22 protein-coding genes and 1 tRNA gene are annotated in these 15,467 nt (G+C 66.1%); 7 read left to right on the top strand and 16 right to left on the bottom strand.

The genetic code is table 11. The annotated features are described in order from the left end of the window. Positions 1-927 (bottom strand): SulP family inorganic anion transporter (locus ACFE77_RS10415; RefSeq protein ID WP_375421571.1); only part of this gene is annotated, 927 nt, incomplete at its 3' end. A 196-nt stretch (positions 928-1,123) separates the two neighbouring features. Between ACFE77_RS10415 and ACFE77_RS10410 the strand changes: the two genes are divergently transcribed. Together ACFE77_RS10410 and ACFE77_RS10405 are read left to right on the top strand one after the other, a co-directional pair. Beyond that, complete coding sequence (locus ACFE77_RS10410; RefSeq protein ID WP_375421570.1) at positions 1,124-1,663, top strand: J domain-containing protein; 540 nt, start codon at positions 1,124-1,126, stop codon at positions 1,661-1,663. A gap of 13 nt (positions 1,664-1,676) precedes the next feature. Next, on the top strand, positions 1,677-2,006 hold the full coding sequence (locus ACFE77_RS10405) for a hypothetical protein (protein ID WP_375421569.1): 330 nt from the start codon (positions 1,677-1,679) through the stop codon (positions 2,004-2,006). An 84-nt stretch (positions 2,007-2,090) separates the two neighbouring features. Here ACFE77_RS10405 and ACFE77_RS10400 read toward each other — a convergent pair whose 3' ends face one another. From ACFE77_RS10400 to ACFE77_RS10360, 9 genes are all read right to left on the bottom strand, one after another. Then, on the bottom strand, positions 2,091-2,495 hold the full coding sequence (locus tag ACFE77_RS10400; RefSeq protein ID WP_375421568.1) for a SufE family protein: 405 nt from the start codon (positions 2,493-2,495) through the stop codon (positions 2,091-2,093). Between the two features lie 24 nt (positions 2,496-2,519). Further along, positions 2,520-2,756 carry a hypothetical protein gene (locus tag ACFE77_RS10395; protein WP_331041381.1) on the bottom strand — a complete coding sequence of 79 codons (237 nt, stop codon included), beginning with the start codon at positions 2,754-2,756 and terminating at the stop codon, positions 2,520-2,522. A gap of 11 nt (positions 2,757-2,767) precedes the next feature. Further along, positions 2,768-3,007, bottom strand: coding sequence for a hypothetical protein (locus ACFE77_RS10390; protein WP_375421567.1), 240 nt, complete (start codon positions 3,005-3,007; stop codon positions 2,768-2,770). A 5-nt stretch (positions 3,008-3,012) separates the two neighbouring features. Continuing rightward, a complete protein-coding gene (locus ACFE77_RS10385) occupies positions 3,013-3,291 on the bottom strand; it encodes a hypothetical protein (RefSeq protein WP_375421566.1) in 279 nt (92 codons plus the stop codon). Positions 3,292-3,335: 44 nt separating this feature from the next. Further along, positions 3,336-3,620, bottom strand: coding sequence for a hypothetical protein (locus tag ACFE77_RS10380; RefSeq protein ID WP_375421565.1), 285 nt, complete (start codon positions 3,618-3,620; stop codon positions 3,336-3,338). Between the two features lie 26 nt (positions 3,621-3,646). After that, a complete protein-coding gene (pspC, locus tag ACFE77_RS10375) occupies positions 3,647-4,027 on the bottom strand; it encodes an envelope stress response membrane protein PspC (protein ID WP_375421564.1) in 381 nt (126 codons plus the stop codon). 1 nt (position 4,028) lies between these two features. Next, on the bottom strand, positions 4,029-4,295 hold the full coding sequence (gene pspB / locus ACFE77_RS10370; protein WP_375421563.1) for an envelope stress response membrane protein PspB: 267 nt from the start codon (positions 4,293-4,295) through the stop codon (positions 4,029-4,031). 1 nt (position 4,296) lies between these two features. After that, complete coding sequence (pspA, locus tag ACFE77_RS10365; protein ID WP_375421562.1) at positions 4,297-4,962, bottom strand: phage shock protein PspA; 666 nt, start codon at positions 4,960-4,962, stop codon at positions 4,297-4,299. A 68-nt stretch (positions 4,963-5,030) separates the two neighbouring features. Continuing rightward, complete coding sequence (locus ACFE77_RS10360; RefSeq protein ID WP_375421561.1) at positions 5,031-5,174, bottom strand: hypothetical protein; 144 nt, start codon at positions 5,172-5,174, stop codon at positions 5,031-5,033. Between the two features lie 178 nt (positions 5,175-5,352). Between ACFE77_RS10360 and pspF the strand changes: the two genes are divergently transcribed. Both pspF and ACFE77_RS10350 read left to right on the top strand, forming a co-directional pair. After that, the gene (pspF, locus tag ACFE77_RS10355) at positions 5,353-6,396 is read left to right on the top strand and encodes a phage shock protein operon transcriptional activator (RefSeq protein ID WP_375421560.1); all 1,044 of its coding nucleotides are present in this window, start codon (positions 5,353-5,355) and stop codon (positions 6,394-6,396) included. Positions 6,397-6,466: 70 nt separating this feature from the next. Then, on the top strand, positions 6,467-7,072 hold the full coding sequence (locus ACFE77_RS10350; RefSeq protein ID WP_375421559.1) for a superoxide dismutase: 606 nt from the start codon (positions 6,467-6,469) through the stop codon (positions 7,070-7,072). Between the two features lie 355 nt (positions 7,073-7,427). On the opposite strand, the gene ACFE77_RS10345 is transcribed toward ACFE77_RS10350, so the two are convergent. The 4 genes from ACFE77_RS10345 to ACFE77_RS10330 form a co-directional block, all read right to left on the bottom strand. Beyond that, positions 7,428-8,111 carry a septation protein A gene (locus ACFE77_RS10345; RefSeq protein ID WP_375421558.1) on the bottom strand — a complete coding sequence of 228 codons (684 nt, stop codon included), beginning with the start codon at positions 8,109-8,111 and terminating at the stop codon, positions 7,428-7,430. A 202-nt stretch (positions 8,112-8,313) separates the two neighbouring features. Further along, positions 8,314-9,252 carry a signal recognition particle-docking protein FtsY gene (gene ftsY / locus ACFE77_RS10340; RefSeq protein WP_375421557.1) on the bottom strand — a complete coding sequence of 313 codons (939 nt, stop codon included), beginning with the start codon at positions 9,250-9,252 and terminating at the stop codon, positions 8,314-8,316. Continuing rightward, positions 9,249-10,487, bottom strand: a complete 1,239-nt coding sequence (gene mtaB / locus ACFE77_RS10335) for a tRNA (N(6)-L-threonylcarbamoyladenosine(37)-C(2))-methylthiotransferase MtaB (RefSeq protein ID WP_375421556.1) — start codon at positions 10,485-10,487, stop codon at positions 9,249-9,251. The genes ftsY and mtaB overlap by 4 nt, the downstream gene beginning before the upstream one ends. A gap of 71 nt (positions 10,488-10,558) precedes the next feature. Beyond that, the gene (locus tag ACFE77_RS10330) at positions 10,559-11,047 is read right to left on the bottom strand and encodes a MarR family transcriptional regulator (protein WP_375421555.1); all 489 of its coding nucleotides are present in this window, start codon (positions 11,045-11,047) and stop codon (positions 10,559-10,561) included. A gap of 60 nt (positions 11,048-11,107) precedes the next feature. Here ACFE77_RS10330 and ACFE77_RS10325 point away from each other — a divergent pair, with 60 nt between their 5' ends. Both ACFE77_RS10325 and ACFE77_RS10320 read left to right on the top strand, forming a co-directional pair. Continuing rightward, positions 11,108-12,214: a branched-chain amino acid aminotransferase gene (locus ACFE77_RS10325; RefSeq protein WP_375421554.1), complete on the top strand. Its 1,107-nt coding sequence runs from the start codon at positions 11,108-11,110 to the stop codon at positions 12,212-12,214. 60 nt (positions 12,215-12,274) lie between these two features. Beyond that, positions 12,275-12,349 (top strand) — tRNA-Gln (locus tag ACFE77_RS10320). A gap of 69 nt (positions 12,350-12,418) precedes the next feature. Here the strand turns inward: ACFE77_RS10320 and ACFE77_RS10315 are convergent. Further along, positions 12,419-13,186 (bottom strand): SDR family NAD(P)-dependent oxidoreductase, encoded by a 768-nt coding sequence (locus ACFE77_RS10315; RefSeq protein WP_375421553.1) that lies wholly within the window; start codon positions 13,184-13,186, stop codon positions 12,419-12,421. Between the two features lie 19 nt (positions 13,187-13,205). Next, on the bottom strand, positions 13,206-13,970 hold the full coding sequence (locus ACFE77_RS10310) for a glucose 1-dehydrogenase (RefSeq protein ID WP_375421552.1): 765 nt from the start codon (positions 13,968-13,970) through the stop codon (positions 13,206-13,208). Positions 13,971-14,187: 217 nt separating this feature from the next. On the opposite strand from ACFE77_RS10310, the gene ACFE77_RS10305 reads away from it, so the two are divergent. Beyond that, positions 14,188-15,432, top strand: a complete 1,245-nt coding sequence (locus ACFE77_RS10305; protein ID WP_375421551.1) for a methyl-accepting chemotaxis protein — start codon at positions 14,188-14,190, stop codon at positions 15,430-15,432. The last annotated feature ends 35 nt before the right edge of the window (positions 15,433-15,467 follow it).

Raw genomic sequence — 15,467 nt, 5'->3', positions numbered from 1 at the left:
GACGATGTTGCCGCCGCCCTGCGCCATCAGCTCCCAATTCTTGTCGGTGGTGCGGCGGCGTGGATCGATCTCGTCGACCGCCTTCACGCTCAGCAAGGATTCGAGGCTGGCGACGATCGCGAGCGTCGCTGCGGTGGTCCACACCGCGGCGCTGCCGATCGCGGAGAAATCCGGGAAGGTGAACAGCGACGGGAACTTGGACAGGCTGTCGACCACCGGCACCTGGACGAGATGCTGGGCGCCGAGCTGCCACTCGGGCTTGAGCAGGCCGAGCAGGATGTTGCCGACCACGCCGATGATGACCACCACGAGCGGCCCCGGCACGAACTTCAGGAAGCCCTCTTTCGGCCGCGCCGCGTCCCACCAGAACAGGAAGGTGAGGCTGACCAGCGCGATGATTACCGCACCCGGGGTCAGGCTGCCGGTGAGGCTGTCCCACACCCGCGCGAAGGTGTTGATGCCGTCGGCAGTGGTGAATTGGAAGATGCCTTCCGATTCCTTGTCATAGCCGACCGCGTGGGGGATCTGCTTGAGGATCAGGATCAGGCCGATCGCCGCGAGCATGCCGGTGATCACCGACGAGGGCACGAATTCGGCAAGTATGCCCGCGCGCGTGAACGAGAAGGCCAGCTGGAGCACGCCGCCGAGCACCACCGCGAGCAGAAAAACCTGATAGCTCGGTAGGCTCTCGATCGCGGCGAGCACGATCACGGTCAGACCAGCGGCGGGGCCGCTCACCGACAGTGGCGCCTTCGACAGGATCCCGATGACGATGCCGCCGACCATGCCGGAGATCACCCCGGCGAACAGGGGTGCGCCCGAGGCCAGAGCAACGCCGAGGCACAAGGGCAGGGCGACCAGGAAGACGACGATCGACGCGGGAAGATCGGCCCGCCACGTCGAGAATATGGATCGTGGTGTCGGCACCGGAACTCCTGTCGATCGGCTATGCATAGATATAGGATCGCATAGCATCGGGGATCGCGCCGCAGTGCGTCATTTTGTTGCTGGCGGCTGCCAACCCGCCCCGCTCGTTTCGCCAACATTACATATCGTTGCTGGGTTTCGCCGTGTTGCAACAAAGGCGGGTTGCGCTGGCGGGTCCGCAGCCTATGTCGCAGGGATGGCGCGAACATCGTCTCGATCGAACGACTGGGGTTTCCCGCGGTGGCGCGGCTATGGGTCGGGTCGCGAGACGACAACGGTGCGACTGTGCGATCGCCACGGCTGCGAAGAGCCGGGGAACTGCCCCGCGCCGAAATCGCCCAACAGCCCCGATCGCTGGTATTTCTGCGAGATGCACGCGGGCGAGTACAACCGCGGGTACAATTATTTCGAAGGTCTGTCGGCGGAGGAAGCCGCGGCGCGCGAGTCCGACGAGACCCGCGACGCGTCGGGCTATGCCAATGCGAAACACTATGCCTGGGGCGGACCGGGCGACGGTACGCGGACGCGCGACGAACTCCATGCGCTCGAAGCGCTCGGGGTCGACAGCGACGCGGACTTCGACACGATCAAAGCCGCGTGGCGCAAGCTCGCCAAGGAGAACCACCCCGATGTGCGTCCGGGCGACGCGGATGCCGCGGTAAAGTTTCAGGCGGTTCAGGCCGCCTATGAGATCCTGCGGAGCGCCGACGAACAGCGCGAGTGGCGCCCGCGTTGAAGAGGGGCTCGCGTTGAAGACGGTACGCAGCGACTGGGAAGGCGCGGTGCTGGTCTGCGGCAAATGTTCGAAGAAGATCGGTGGCGGCTTCGGCGAGGGCGGCAAGACGTCGCTCGTTAAGGCATTGCGGCGCGCGCTGGGATTGAAGAAGGGACGGCGTTCGCGGCTGGGGATCGTCGAGAGCAAATGCCTAGGGGTTTGTCCGAAGAACGCGGTGGTGGTGGTCGATTCGGGGGCGGCGGGCGAGTGGCTGATCGTGCCCGCCGGGGCGCAGCTCGGAGACGTGTTAGAGCGGTTGGGCGTAAAAGTTGTTCGCCTAGAAGGTCCGTCACCCCGGACTTGATCCGCGGTCCCGCTGTGCGGCCGTCCAAGAGGTAGCGGGGCTCCGGATCAAGTCCGGGGGTAACGGTAGTGGTAACAGTCCCGACTACGCGTATCGCGCGGCGGTCTCGCGGATCAGCGCGATCATGTTAGGGATGCCCTGCGTCCGGTTCGAACTCAGCTGCTTGGACAGGTCGAACGGTGCCAAGGCACCGGGGATGTCGGTCGCGAGGATCTCGCCGGCAGGACGGTCCTGCACCGCCAATAGCACGAGTGCGATGATGCCTTTGGTGATCGCGGCGTTGGAATCCGCCAGGAAATGCAGCGTCTCGTCGTCGCGCGCCGTCGGGTAGACCCACACCGACGCCGAACACCCACGCACCAGCGTCGCGTCCGATTTCAATGCCGCGGGCATCGCTTCCAGCTCGCGACCGAGGTCGATCAGCAGGCGATAACGATCGTCCGCTTCGAGGAACTCGTATTCGTCACGAACATCGGCGAGGCTTGGCATCCGCGGCGGGTACAAGCGGCGAGGTTAGAGGTCCACCCCTGCGGCGATCGCCTCGAGCTTCTTGATGCGTTCCTTCAGGTCCGCGATCTCGATCCGGGCACCTGCGGTAGGAACCGGCGAGGTGGATCCGTGCGCCTGGTCGAGCTCCGAATGCTTCAGCGCCAGCCAACTCCGCCAGCCCGAAAGACCGGCGGTGGTTACCATCGCCAGTCCGGCGAGCGATGCGGTAGCGAGCGTCAGGTAGAGATTGGCATCGATCATGTCCGCCTCCTTCAGCGGTCGCGCAGCCGGTCGATCTCCTGGGTGAGATCGACGCTGCCGTGGTTGTCGGTGATCACGCGTTCGAGCACCTGGATGCGTTCGCGCAATTGCTGGACTTCGTCGCGCAGCATCGCCGTGTGAAGTTCCGCGAGGCTCGGCTCGGTCGGCACCTGCCGGGCGCGGCGGCTCTGGACGACCAGCACGGCCACCACGATCGCGAGCGCCAGCAGGAAAAGATCGGCGAAGACCATCGGGATCAGTCGCGGCCGGCGAGTACGCGAGGTTCGTCGCGCAGCTGTTCGATCTCGTGCGCGAGATCCGCGCCGCGATCGGTCGCGATCCGTTCCAGCACGCGCACCCGCTGTTCGAGCTGTTCGGTATGCGCGGCATATTGAGCGGCCTTTTCGGCGACGTTGGTCGCCTCGATCTCGAGCCGGCGTTGCTGGTAGGCGAACCACGGTTTGACGAAGACGCCGCCGAAGATCGCGAGCAGGCCGCAAGAGATGCCAAGGATGGGGATGAGGAGCGGGCTCATGGTATCGCTTTCGGTTCTGGGGAGGGGGGTACGATGGCAGCCGATTACCGGCCGCGTAGCGCTTCGATCTCGCGCGCGGTGCGCTCGGCGGGGTCGGTCGCGATCCGTTCGAGTACCGCGATGCGTTCTTCCAGTCGGGAAACCTGGCCGTTAAGCTTGGTGTTCTCGCCGATGAGCAGTTCGAATCTGCGCGCTTCGGACACTCCGCCATGCTTGCTCATGATGTTCTCGACGGGATAGCCGTGGCGGGCACGGATCCATGTATTCGCGACCCAGGAGAGCGGACCCAGAGTAATCGCCGCCAGCGGGATCAGCAGAGGCCAGTCCATATTCCTTCCCCTTTTAGATGATGGGTTCAGCGCAGGCTGTCGATTTCCTGCGCGAGCTGGCTGTTGCGGCTGGTGTAATGCAGCTCGATGTCGGCCAGCCGGCGATCGATGTCGCGGAACTTGGAGCGGACCTCCGCGGTCGAGCGCTTGGGGTTCGATCGGACGCCCTGCCAGAACTTCTGGTCCTCGGCGGTCTCGTACAGGCCGATCGGCTTGGTCTGGCCCATCCAGGCGACCAGCCCGTAGCCGATCAGCGTCCAGGGAAAGCCGCCGGCGAAGGTCATCAGGACCATCGCGACGCGGACCCAGAGAACTTCGATCCCCGTATAGTCGGCGATCCCGGCGCAGACGCCCTTCCACTTGGCGTTCTGCTTATCGAGGTAGAATTGGGTGCGGCTGGCGGACATCTCAGTTCCTCCGATCGATCTGATAGGTTCCCTGGGGCGCGCTGATGCTGCGCTTCCAGTCGGGATTGTCGGCGGCGATGATCCGCTCGACGGTGTTGACGCGGTCTTCGAGCCGGCGGGCGAGCATCTGCATCTCGTCGAGCAGGCGTTCGTCCTCGTCGGTGATCTTCGGGGCGGTCTTCCACCTGGTGACGTAGTGGAGGATCACCCAGGGCAGGCCGATGAACAGCATGCCGCAGATGAGGACGGGCAACAGGACTTCGTCCATCTTATGATTCCTTGTTCATGCGCGCCTTCAGCGCGGCGAGTTCGGCGTCGACCTTGTCGCTGGCGCGCAACTCCGAGATCTCGTCGTCGAGCGTCTTCGGCAGGCCCAGGCCCATCGCATCGGCACGGCCTTCGGCATCGTCGACGCGGCGTTCGAGCACGTCGAACCGGCTGAACGCGTCGTGCGTCTTTGGTCCGTTGTACATCTCGCGCAGGCGGTAGCGGTTGGTCGCGCTTTCCATCCGGGTCTGCACGCTCGACTGCTTGGCGCGCGCCTCGCTTAACTTCTTCTGGAGCTTGGCGATGTCCTCCTCGGAGGCCCTCAGCGCATCGTCGAGCACCGCGATCTCGATCTTCAGCTGGTCGGCCATGTCGACCGCCTTCTGCCGTTCGACCAATGCCGCCTTGGCGAGATCCTCACGGTCCTTCGATAGCGCGAGCTCGGCCTTCTCCGTCCAGTTCGCCTGGAGCTGTTCGAGCTTCGAGATATGCCGGCGCATTTCCTTCTGGTCGGCGATCGTCCGGGCGGCGGAGGCGCGGACTTCGACCAGCGTTTCCTCCATCTCGAGGATGATCATGCGGATCAGCTTCGCGGGATCTTCGGCCTTCTCGAGGAGATCGGCGAAGTTGGCGGCGACGATGTCGCGGGTGCGGGAGAAAATGCCCATCTGTCTTGGTGCTCCTGGGTAATGGTGACCGGGACGGGCGAGGGAAATGGCCCGCCCCGGTATGGCCGTCACGCTTGCGCGTGGGCGGCCATCTCGTTCGCCGCACCCGCGCCGGCCTGGGCCGGTCCGACCGCGCTCAGCACGCAGGTGGTGCTGAACAGGATCGTGCAGACGATGGCGGCGACGGTGCGTCCGATATCCGATTTGAACATGGTGTCCTCCTTGACTTTGTCTGAACCTCGACCGCCTCTTCAGCGGTATGAACCCAGCATTGCAGAAGCCGTGCCAATTTGCAGAAATGCTGTATTACAGAGACTTAGCTGGGGTGTGACATATGGGCGCTACACTTAACGCTTGCCAAGCGTTGGGAATATTCGCCAGACGTTGGCAATGGAACGAACGACCCAGGTGATCGGCCAGTCAGGTGCGTTTCTCGACGCGCTCGAACATGCTTCGCGCGCGGCGGCGCTCGACCGTCCAGTGCTGGTGATCGGCGAGCGGGGGACCGGCAAGGAACTGGTCGCCGAACGCCTGCATCGGCTGAGCCCACGCTGGGATCATCCCTTGGTGGTGATGAACTGCGCCGCGTTGCCGGAGACGCTGATCGAGGCCGAGTTGTTCGGTCACGAGGCAGGCTCGTTCACCGGCGCGACGAAGGCGCGGGTGGGGCGGTTCGAAGAGGCTGATGGCGGCACGCTGTTCCTCGACGAACTCGGCACGCTGTCGATGGGCGCGCAGGAACGGCTGCTCCGGGCGGTGGAATATGGCGAGGTGACGCGGATCGGATCGTCGCGGCCGATCCGGGTCGACGTCCGGATCGTGGCGGCGACCAACGAGCATCTGCCCGATAAGGTCGATGCGTATGAGTTCCGCGCGGACCTGCTCGATCGCCTGTCGTTCGAGGTGGTGACGCTGCCGCCGCTGCGTGCACGCGCCGGGGACATCGTGGTGCTCGCGGATCATTTCGGGCGGCGGATGGCGTCGGAGATCGGGCGCGATCGCTGGCACGGGTTCGGCCCGGTCGCGCTCGACGCGCTGGTCCGCCACCCCTGGCCGGGCAACGTCCGCGAGTTGCGCAACGTCGTCGAGCGCGCGGTGTATCGCTGGACCGAGGACGGGCCGGTCGACGCGATCGAGATCGACCCCTTCCAGTCGCCTTATCGCCCGCAGAGCCGCCGCGCGCCCGCCCACCAACCGCCGCCGCCCGAGCCCGCGGCCGCGCTGCCCGAGGACTCGCCGGTGGTTGCCTGCGATACCGGCCCCTCCGACTTCAAGTCGCGGGTCGCCCGGTTCGAACGCGACCTGCTGGCGCGCTCGCTCGCCGAACACCGCTTCAACCAGCGGTCGACCGCCGAGGCGCTCGGCCTCAGCTACGACCAGTTGCGCCACGCGCTGCGCCGCCACGACCTGATCAACGCGGGTGCGGTTGCGTAACGAACCGTCCGGAGCCATTGCAGCCGGCACACGTTGTTGAGCCCGAACCCCGAACCGTGGAGAATAACCGATGGCTTTCGAACTGCCGCCGCTGCCGTATGACTATGACGCGCTGGAGCCCGTCATCAGCTCGGAGACGATGCACTTCCACCACGACAAGCATCACAAGGCCTATACCGACAAGCTGAACGAGGGCGTCGAGAAGGACCCCGCGCTGCAGGGCAAGACGATCGAGCAGATCCTCGGCATGATCTCGTCGCAGCCGCCGCTGGTGCGCAACAATGGCGGCGGGTTCTGGAATCACGACTTCTTCTGGAAATCGATGAAGAAGGGTGGCGGCACGCCGTCGGGCAAGCTGGCCGAGGCGATCGATGCCTATGGCGGGCTCGACAAGCTGAAGGAAGATTTCAACACCAAGGGCGCGGGCCAGTTCGGCTCGGGCTGGGCCTGGGTGATCGTCGATGCGTCGGGCAAGATCGCGGTCACGTCGACCCCGAACCAGGACAACCCGCTGATGGACGATGCCAAGGACAAGGGCACGCCGATCCTCGGCAACGACGTGTGGGAGCACGCCTATTACCTGACCTACAAGAACGACCGGCCGGGCTATCTGAAGGCGTGGTGGGACATTGTCGACTGGGACACGGTCGGGCAGCGCTTCGACGCGGCCGCCTGAGGGCGGATGAGCGTGAACTCCAGCGGCGTTGCTGGAGTTCACGCAAAGGCGCGAAGGCGCAAAGATGATTGATGCGGAGCCTCACACACGCGGGACCGACGAGTTGACAGCCGGCGCCGTTGATTAGAGCTGGATGACGTTAAGTAGAACCCGCCACCTTGTTCGTCATCCCCGCGCAGGCGGGGATCCAGACTGGCAAGCGTTGCGGCTGAAATACTGAAATCAGCCAGTATGGATCCCCGCCTGCGCGGGGATGACGGAATTGGTCAATGCGGTGCCATTCCGCTCCAAGATGTTCGCACTCTCGCGGTAAATCTCTTCTTCGTCGCGCCATCGCGCCTTTGCGTGAACCACGTCACTCAGGCGGTACGTCGCCGATCGGATCGTCGCCCACACTCAACCCGTGCCGCATCAGCATCGGGATGTTCGCCATCGCGAACAACAGGGTCAGCGGGATCGCGCCCCATAGCTTGAACCCGACCCAGAAATTCCAGCTCGTCGATCGCCACACTGCCTCGTTGAGGCACGCCATCGCGACGAAGAAGATCGCCCAATTGCAGGTCAGCTTCTGCCACCCTGTCGCGGTCAGCCCCGGATAGGCCGAGCCGAGCAGCCCCTGGAGCAGCGGTCGTCCGGTCAGCATCCCGACGCCGAGCACCCCGGCGAAGATCGTGTACACGAAGGTCGGCTTCATCTGGATGAACCGCGGATCGTGGAAGTAGATCGTCAGCCCGCCGAACACGACGACGAGTGCGCCCGAGATCCACAGCATCGGCGAGATGCGGCCGAGTTTTGCCTGCGACACGATCATCGCGATCGCGGTGGCGAGGATGAACGCCGCAGTCGCGACGATGACCTTGGCGATCACCAGCGCCCCGACCCGATCGATATCGGACAGGAACGACGAGAACTGCGCGACAAGGCGTATCGCCACCGGCGCCGGAAGCAGGAAATTGGCGGCGAAGAAGACCAGTAGCGGGCCGTATTCGACGCCCATGCGCAGGCCGGGGGAGGATGAGTGAGTTGTTTGCTGGGTCATGCCGCCTGCTGCCCCTGCTTTCGCAGGGATTGTTGAACGCGCCACATACACCCGTCACCCCGGACTTGTTCCGGGGTCCACCGTGCCGCTCGATCAACGGCTTTCGCTCTCGCGGAGCAGTGGATCCCGGAACAAGTCCGGGATGATGAAAGGACTGTGGCGGAGGTATTCGCCGTGATGGTTCGGCGGAGAGTAGTAGGCATCACTTCCGCACCCCCGCGTCCACGCCCGCGATGATCCGGCTGACCTCGCGTGCATCGAACGGGCGCAGGTCGGTCATCCCTTCGCCGACGCCGATCGCATGGATCGGCAGGCCGTATTTCTCCGCCGCCGCGACCAGCACGCCGCCGCGCGCGGTGCCGTCTAGCTTGGTCATGACCAGCCCGGTTACGCCGGCGACTTCCTTGAACACCTCGATCTGGCTCAGCGCGTTCTGGCCGGTGGTGGCATCGAGCACCAACACGACGTCGTGCGGGGAGGCGGGGTTGATGCGGCCGAGCACGCGGCGGATCTTCGCCAACTCGTCCATCAGCTCGCGCTTGTTCTGCAGTCGCCCCGCGGTGTCGACGATCAGCACGTCGATCCCGGTTTCGGTCGCCTTCTTCACCGCGTCCCAGACTACGCCCGCGGCATCGCCGCCCTCGGGGCCGGTCACGATCGGCACGCCGACCCGCTCGGCCCAGGTCCGCAACTGCCCAATCGCGGCGGCACGGAAGGTGTCGCCCGCCGCCAGCATGACGCCGTAATCCTGCTCCATCAACAGGTGCGCGAGCTTGGCGATGGTGGTGGTCTTTCCCGATCCGTTGACCCCGATCACCAGGATCACCTGCGGCCGCGGGAACGCCTCGATCGCAAGGGGGATGGCCACGCGGGCGAGCGCCTTCTCGACCTCGTCGGCGACGACGAGGCGGATGCCGAGCTCCTCCATGTCGCGCTCGAAAGTGCCCTCGGCGAGGCGCGCCCGGATCTTGCCCGCGGTCTGCGGCCCGAGATCGGAGGCGATCAGCGCCTCCTCGATATCGTCGAGGGTCGCGTCGTCGAGCCGAGCGCCGCCGAGCCCCGCGAGGTTGCCGACGAGCCGGTCCGACGTCTTGCGGAAGCCGCCGATCAGCCGTTCGTGCCAGGAGGGAGTGGTGCTCATGCGAGATTTCCGATGAGATGGGTGTCGGTTGATCCAACGATCCGCGCGCGGACGACGGTAGCGGGAACGAGTGGGGCGGAAAGACGGACTTCGGCAAAGTTGCCCGCATGGCCGCGGTCGCCAGGCTGCTCGACGACAATGTCGTGGCATCCGCCGATCTGGCCCGCCAGCCAGGCGCGCTTCCGCGCGGCGGCGGCATCGCGGAGCCGCTGCGCGCGCGACCGGCGCGATTCGGGCTCGACCTGCGGCATGCGCGCCGCGGGTGTGCCCGCACGCGGCGAATAGGGGAAGATGTGCGCGTGGACGATGTCGGCGTCGTCGATCAGCGCCAGCGTGTCGGCGAACATCGCCTCGTCCTCGGTCGGGAAGCCCGCGATCAGGTCCGCGCCGATCGCCAGCTCCGGTCGGGCGACCTTCAATCGCGCGACGATCTCGACCGCTTGGGACCGCGTGTGGCGGCGCTTCATGCGCTTGAGGATCATGTCACTCCCCGCCTGAAACGACAGATGCACATGCGGCATGACGCGGGGCTCCTGCGTCACCAGCGCGAACAGCCGGTCGTCGATCTCGATCGAATCGAGCGAGGACAGCCGCAACCGGCCGAGGGCCGGCACATGGCGCAGGATCCGCTCCACGAGCAGGCCGAGCGTCGGTGCGCCGGGCAGGTCGTGGCCATAGCTGGTCAGGTCTACCCCGGTCAGCACGATCTCCTGGTGCCCCGCGGCGACGAGGCCGGCGATCCGGTCGACCACCGCCCCCGCGGGCACCGAGCGGCTGGGTCCGCGGCCGAACGGGATCGCGCAAAAGGTGCAGCGATGGTCGCAGCCATTCTGGACCTCGACAAAGGCACGAGCATGATGTGCGAAGCTGGCGGCGAGGTGCGGCGCGGTGTCGCGCACCTGCATGATGTCGCCGACCAGAACGGGCACGGCGCTCGTCCAGGCGGCGGGGAGCAGCTTTTCGCCATTGCCGACGACGCGGTCGACCTCCGCCATCGCGGCGAAGCTCGCCGGGTCGATCTGCGCAGCGCAACCGGTGACAACGATCTCGGCGCCCGGCCGATCGCGGCGCGCGCGCCGGATCGCGACGCGGGTCGCCTTCACCGCGGCGTTGGTCACCGCACAGCTGTTGACGACCACCGTGTCGCGCTCCCCGAGGAGCGTCCGGATCGTCTCGCTTTCGGCGATGTTGAGACGGCAGCCGAGGGAGATCACCTCTGGCGCGGAGACTGGCATGCCGGCGATCTAGGATGTGACGGCGTGCAAGTCCATCACACACCGCAGCCGGTTGCTTCGACGATGCCCGATCAGGCGCGCAAGCCGTTGAGTTCGGCGAGCTTGTCCTCGGGCACCATGCCCTCCAGCACCGCCCAATAGCCAGACACCGCGGCCTGACCCGCCTTCGCATAGGCCGCGGACATGTTGACCCGGATCGCCTCGAACAGGTCGCTCTCCATCTTAGCGCCATCCATCGTCAGCCGCAGCAGCCGCTGGCGGCGGTCGCGCTCGCCCGGTCGGATCTCCACCAGATTGCGTTCGGTGAGTTCGTTGAGCACGCGACCGAGCGACTGTTTGGTGATCGTCAGCAGCGACAACAATTCGCTGACGGTCAGATCGGGCTTGCGCGCGATGAAGTAGAGCGCGCGGTGATGCGCGCGGCCCAGACCCTGCGCGGCCAATCCCTCGTCGACCGAACGGGTGAGATGCGCATGCCCGAAATAGAGTAGTTCCATGCCACGCCGTAGTTCGGGTTCGCGGAGGAAAAGGGCGGATGCGGAAGGTGCTGTGGCAGCCATATTGACCCGTTTGTACATCGGTCCTACGCCGCGTGTCACCCCGTCACACGAGAGAAAACGATGCTCGCTGCCCGAACCGCGGACCACGGATCGTTCCGTCTGGAACCCAGCACGACCTGTCTGGACGCCAATGAGCGGGCTGCGCGGCTGGTCGATCCGGGCTTCGGCCGGGTGTTCACCGATCACATGGCGACGATCCGCTACAACGAGGTCGACGGCTGGCACGACGCCGCGATCACCGCGCGCGCACCGCTCACGATCGATCCGTCGACCGCGGTGCTGCATTACGCGCAGGAAATCTTCGAGGGGCTGAAGGCGTACCGGTTGGCGGACGGCAGTACCGCGTTGTTCCGGCCCGACGCCAACGCGCGCCGGTTCCGCTCATCTGCCCGCCGGCTGGCGATGCCCGAGCTGCCCGACGAGCTCTTCGTCGAATCGATCGAACAGCTGGTCCGCACCGAGCGTCAGTGGATCCCGGAGGGCGAGGGCGGCGCGCTGTACCTGCGGCCGTTCATGATCGCGAGCGAGGTGTTCCTCGGCGTGAAGCCGTCGTCCGAATATCTCTACATGGTGATCGCGTCGTCGGTCGGCGCTTATTGGAAGGGAGGGGCGCGACCGGTGTCGATCTGGGTCTCGCGCGACTTCACCCGCGCCGCGCCAGGCGGCACCGGTGCCGCGAAATGCGGCGGCAACTACGCCGCTAGCCTGCTCGCCCAATCCGAGGCGATCCGCCAGGGATGCGACCAGGTGGTGTTCCTCGACGCGGTCGAACGCCGCTGGGTCGAGGAGCTGGGCGGCATGAACGTGTTCTTCGTGTTCGAGGACGGCAGCCTGATCACGCCGCCGCTGACCGGCACGATCCTGCCCGGCATCACCCGCGATTCGATCCTGCAGCTCGCGCGCGACCAGGGCATCGCGGTGCGCGAAGAACCCTATGCACTCGACCAATGGCGCGCCGATGCCGAGAGCCGACGCCTGACCGAAGCGTTCGCGTGCGGGACCGCCGCGGTGGTGACGCCGATCGGCAGCGTTGTCGGCCAGGAAGGACGGTTCACGATCGGGTCGGGCGGGACGGGGCAGCTGACGCAGCGCATGCTCGACAGCCTCACCGCGATCCAGCGCGGCCATTCGCCCGATCCCTATGGCTGGCGCCACGCGGTCGTTTGACGGTCGCGATGCGCCGGGGGTTTTCACCCGCGTCTGCGCCGCTATAAGCCCGGCTCCCGTTGGGGCGTCGCCAAGTGGTAAGGCAGCGGCTTTTGATGCCGCCATTCGCAGGTTCGAACCCTGCCGCCCCAGCCAGTTCTCCGGCTGGACCCGTGACCGCCTCGTCCGCGGGGAGCGAGGCGCCGACACCCGACCGGCTCGCGATCAGTAGGCCGGCCAGACCGCTTGGGAAAACACGCCACCGTCGACCAACAGCGTCTGTCCGGACACGAACGCTGATTCGGGTCCGGCCAGCCACACCACCGCGGCCGCGACATCCTGAACGGTGCCGACTCGTCGCAGCGGCGTGAGCGGCGACCAGCGGCCGGCATAGTCGTCGACTTCGGCACGGGTGCGATCCGTTTCGATCGCGCCGGGGGCGACACAATTCACCCGGATGCCGTGGGGCCCGAGCTCGAGCGCCGCAACCTTGGTCAGTTGTTCGATGCCGCCCTTTGACGCGGTGTAATCGACCAGATTGGGGAAGGCCAACAGGTTGCACCCGGAGCCGAGATTGACGATCGCACCGCCCTTGCCGGCGGCGACCATCCGGCGTGCTGCCGTCTGCGTGTGGAGGAAGGATCCCTTGAGGTTGGTCCGGATCACGCGATCCCAGTCGTCCTCGGCAAGGTCGAGCAGCGGCGACCATGTCTGCACGCCGGCGTTGTTGACCAGCACGTCCGGCGTTCCGCCCCACGCATCCAGCGCGGTGTAGAATGCGTCGACCTCCACTTTCACACCGACATCCGAACGATGCGCCAGAACGCGACGACCGATCGCCTTGACTTCGGTCACGAGGCTGTCTGCCCGATCCTCGCCGGCGAGATAGTTGAACGCCACGTCCCAGCCGCGCCGCGCGAGCGCCAGCACCATCTCGCGCCCGAGCCCGTCGTTACCGCCGGTCACGACCGCGGTCTTGCCCGAACCTTCCATCGCATTCTCTCCCATCGGCTCAGACCACCGCCAGCATGCCGCCATCGACATACAGCGTCTGGCCGTTGACGAAATCCGATGCGGACGACGCCAGGAACACCGCCGCGCCGTGCAGATCCTCCAGCTTGCCCCAACGTCCCGCGGGGGTACGCTGTCGCAGCCAGGCATCGAAGGCCGGATCATCACGCAGCGCACTGTTGAGCGGTGTCGCGAAATAGCCGGGGCCGATCGCGTTGACCTGCAGCCCCAGGGGCGCCCAGTCCGCGCACATGCCACGGGTCAGGTTGCGAACCGCGCCCTTCGATGCCGTGTACGGGGCGATCGTCGGACGCGCGAGCTCGCTCTGCACGCTGCCGATGTTGATGATCTTGCCGCGCCCGCGCCGGATCATGTGTCGCGCCACCGCCTGGCTGACATAGAAGACGCCGTCGACGTTGGTTCGCATCACCGCGTCCCAATCGTCAGGGTCGAACTCGTCGAGCCGACGGCGGCGCTGGATGCCCGCGTTGTTGACGAGGATGTCGATGGACGTGCCACCGTCCTCCAGCGCGTCGACGCACCGGCGAACCTCGCGCGCGTCGGTGACGTCGAACACCGCCGTCGTCACGCTCGCGCCGCCATCCCGCAATCGCGCGGCGGCGCGGTCGAGCGTTTCCGCCGTGCGGCCGTTGAGGACGATCGTGGCGCCGGCACCCGCCAAAGCCTCGGCGATCGCCAGGCCGATGCCCTGCGCGGCGCCGGTCACCAGCGCGGTGCGACCGGTCAGGTCGAACAGGGCGGTCATTCGTATCTCCCGGTCAGCCGCAGCACGCCGAACGACGTAAAAGGTACGCGGGGAGGCGGGATCTCATCGGGTCAGCATGACCACAACACCGCCAAGTGCAAGGACTTGCTGTGCACGACGGAGTGTTTCCACTCCGGCGGTAAACCACCTCTTTACCATCGCGGCCTACAAGTGCGCTCGTCGGCGCATGTGTGGCCGACGCGTGCCGGAGAGGTCGTTGCAGCTGTCTACCAGCCTTTCGGTGGCGTCCAGCGACTTGCTGGATCTAGCGCTGCGCCACATCAGTGGCGGCATCGTTATCCTCGACGAGAACGAGGTAATCGAGGCGATCAACGATCAGGCCTGTCTGCTGTTCAACATCGCGCCCAGTCAAGTCCAGCCGGGCGACACGCTGGCCATCTACCTTACCCATGTCGGCCAGGGTGTCGGCTGGGCGCCCGATCGGATCGCGCGCGTGATCGACAATCATCGGCTGTGGAAGAGCGAGGGGATCGATCGCGATCTCGATCACGACCTGGACGACGGCGGCGTGATCAGGGTCGGGCACCGGCCGTTGGCCGGGCGCGGCGCGATCCTGATCTACGACAACGTCACCCCGGCGCGACACCTCCAACGTTTCGCCAGGGAGCGCGAAGAGAAGGCGCGCGAGTTCCGCACCGAGATCGTCGACACGGTACGGCAGATCGCCGACGCGGCGGCGACGGTGAGCCAGACCGGCGTTCATGCCGAAGCGGCCAGCGACGCCACCGGACGCAACATCGGCGCCTTCGCGATCGCTGCGCATCAATCCGCTGACGCGATGTCCTCCGCAGCCGCCACCGCGGCGTCGCTGACGGTGGTGATCGGCGACATGGCCGACCAGGCTGCAGCCGCTGCACGCGGTGCCAGCACCGCGTCGGACGATGCGCGTCGGACGTCGGAATTGTCGGCAAACCTCGGCGCGCATTCGCAAGCGGTGTCGTCGATCCTCGACATGATCCGCGACATCGCATCGCAAACGCGGTTGCTCGCGCTCAACGCGTCGATCGAGGCGGCACGCGCGGGCGACGCGGGGCGGGGCTTCAGCGTGGTCGCGCAGGAGGTCAAGTCGCTCGCCGAGCAGACCACGCGCGCCGCGAACGACATCGAAGGCAAAGTCGACGGCATCCGCAATGCCGCCGCACAGGTGGTCGAGGCGAACGGATCGATCCAGCATCGGCTCAGCAAGGTCCAGGGTCAGGCGGTCGACATCCATTCGATGATCGTCGAACAGCAGGTCAATGTCAGCGCGATCGGCGCGGCAATCGACGAAACCGCCTTGGCCGCGCGGCAGATGGCGGAGGGCATCGACGCGGTGAACGTCAACGCCGCGGCGCTCGACGGCGCGGTCCGGCAGGTGAGCGCGACGTTCGATCATGTCCGCCAACTCATCGGCCAGCTGGAAGTGGGTTCCGAGAAGATCCTCGAGCACGGCGCCGCCTGAGTCGCCCTGTCGGGCTGCTCGACAATTCGATGGCT

The organism is uncultured Sphingomonas sp. (assembly GCF_964243315.1).
Classification (GTDB): domain Bacteria; phylum Pseudomonadota; class Alphaproteobacteria; order Sphingomonadales; family Sphingomonadaceae; genus Sphingomonas.
This window is presented reverse-complemented; position numbering and strand designations above follow the sequence as displayed.

What these genes read in the sequence shown, in the direction of transcription:
- ACFE77_RS10410 (WP_375421570.1), top strand. Translation starts at nt 1,124, where the DNA reads ATGGCGCGAACATCGTCTCGATCGAACGACTGGGGTTTCCCGCGGTGG.
- ACFE77_RS10400 (WP_375421568.1), bottom strand. Translation starts at nt 2,495, where the DNA reads ATGCCAAGCCTCGCCGATGTTCGTGACGAATACGAGTTCCTCGAAGCG.
- ACFE77_RS10395 (WP_331041381.1), bottom strand. Translation starts at nt 2,756, where the DNA reads ATGATCGATGCCAATCTCTACCTGACGCTCGCTACCGCATCGCTCGCC.
- ACFE77_RS10390 (WP_375421567.1), bottom strand. Translation starts at nt 3,007, where the DNA reads ATGGTCTTCGCCGATCTTTTCCTGCTGGCGCTCGCGATCGTGGTGGCC.
- ACFE77_RS10385 (WP_375421566.1), bottom strand. Translation starts at nt 3,291, where the DNA reads ATGAGCCCGCTCCTCATCCCCATCCTTGGCATCTCTTGCGGCCTGCTC.
- ACFE77_RS10380 (WP_375421565.1), bottom strand. Translation starts at nt 3,620, where the DNA reads ATGGACTGGCCTCTGCTGATCCCGCTGGCGGCGATTACTCTGGGTCCG.
- pspC (WP_375421564.1), bottom strand. Translation starts at nt 4,027, where the DNA reads ATGTCCGCCAGCCGCACCCAATTCTACCTCGATAAGCAGAACGCCAAG.
- pspB (WP_375421563.1), bottom strand. Translation starts at nt 4,295, where the DNA reads ATGGACGAAGTCCTGTTGCCCGTCCTCATCTGCGGCATGCTGTTCATC.
- pspA (WP_375421562.1), bottom strand. Translation starts at nt 4,962, where the DNA reads ATGGGCATTTTCTCCCGCACCCGCGACATCGTCGCCGCCAACTTCGCC.
- ACFE77_RS10360 (WP_375421561.1), bottom strand. Translation starts at nt 5,174, where the DNA reads ATGTTCAAATCGGATATCGGACGCACCGTCGCCGCCATCGTCTGCACG.
- pspF (WP_375421560.1), top strand. Translation starts at nt 5,353, where the DNA reads ATGGAACGAACGACCCAGGTGATCGGCCAGTCAGGTGCGTTTCTCGAC.
- ACFE77_RS10350 (WP_375421559.1), top strand. Translation starts at nt 6,467, where the DNA reads ATGGCTTTCGAACTGCCGCCGCTGCCGTATGACTATGACGCGCTGGAG.
- ACFE77_RS10345 (WP_375421558.1), bottom strand. Translation starts at nt 8,111, where the DNA reads ATGACCCAGCAAACAACTCACTCATCCTCCCCCGGCCTGCGCATGGGC.
- ftsY (WP_375421557.1), bottom strand. Translation starts at nt 9,252, where the DNA reads ATGAGCACCACTCCCTCCTGGCACGAACGGCTGATCGGCGGCTTCCGC.
- mtaB (WP_375421556.1), bottom strand. Translation starts at nt 10,487, where the DNA reads ATGCCAGTCTCCGCGCCAGAGGTGATCTCCCTCGGCTGCCGTCTCAAC.
- ACFE77_RS10330 (WP_375421555.1), bottom strand. Translation starts at nt 11,047, where the DNA reads ATGGCTGCCACAGCACCTTCCGCATCCGCCCTTTTCCTCCGCGAACCC.
- ACFE77_RS10325 (WP_375421554.1), top strand. Translation starts at nt 11,108, where the DNA reads ATGCTCGCTGCCCGAACCGCGGACCACGGATCGTTCCGTCTGGAACCC.
- ACFE77_RS10315 (WP_375421553.1), bottom strand. Translation starts at nt 13,186, where the DNA reads ATGGAAGGTTCGGGCAAGACCGCGGTCGTGACCGGCGGTAACGACGGG.
- ACFE77_RS10310 (WP_375421552.1), bottom strand. Translation starts at nt 13,970, where the DNA reads ATGACCGCCCTGTTCGACCTGACCGGTCGCACCGCGCTGGTGACCGGC.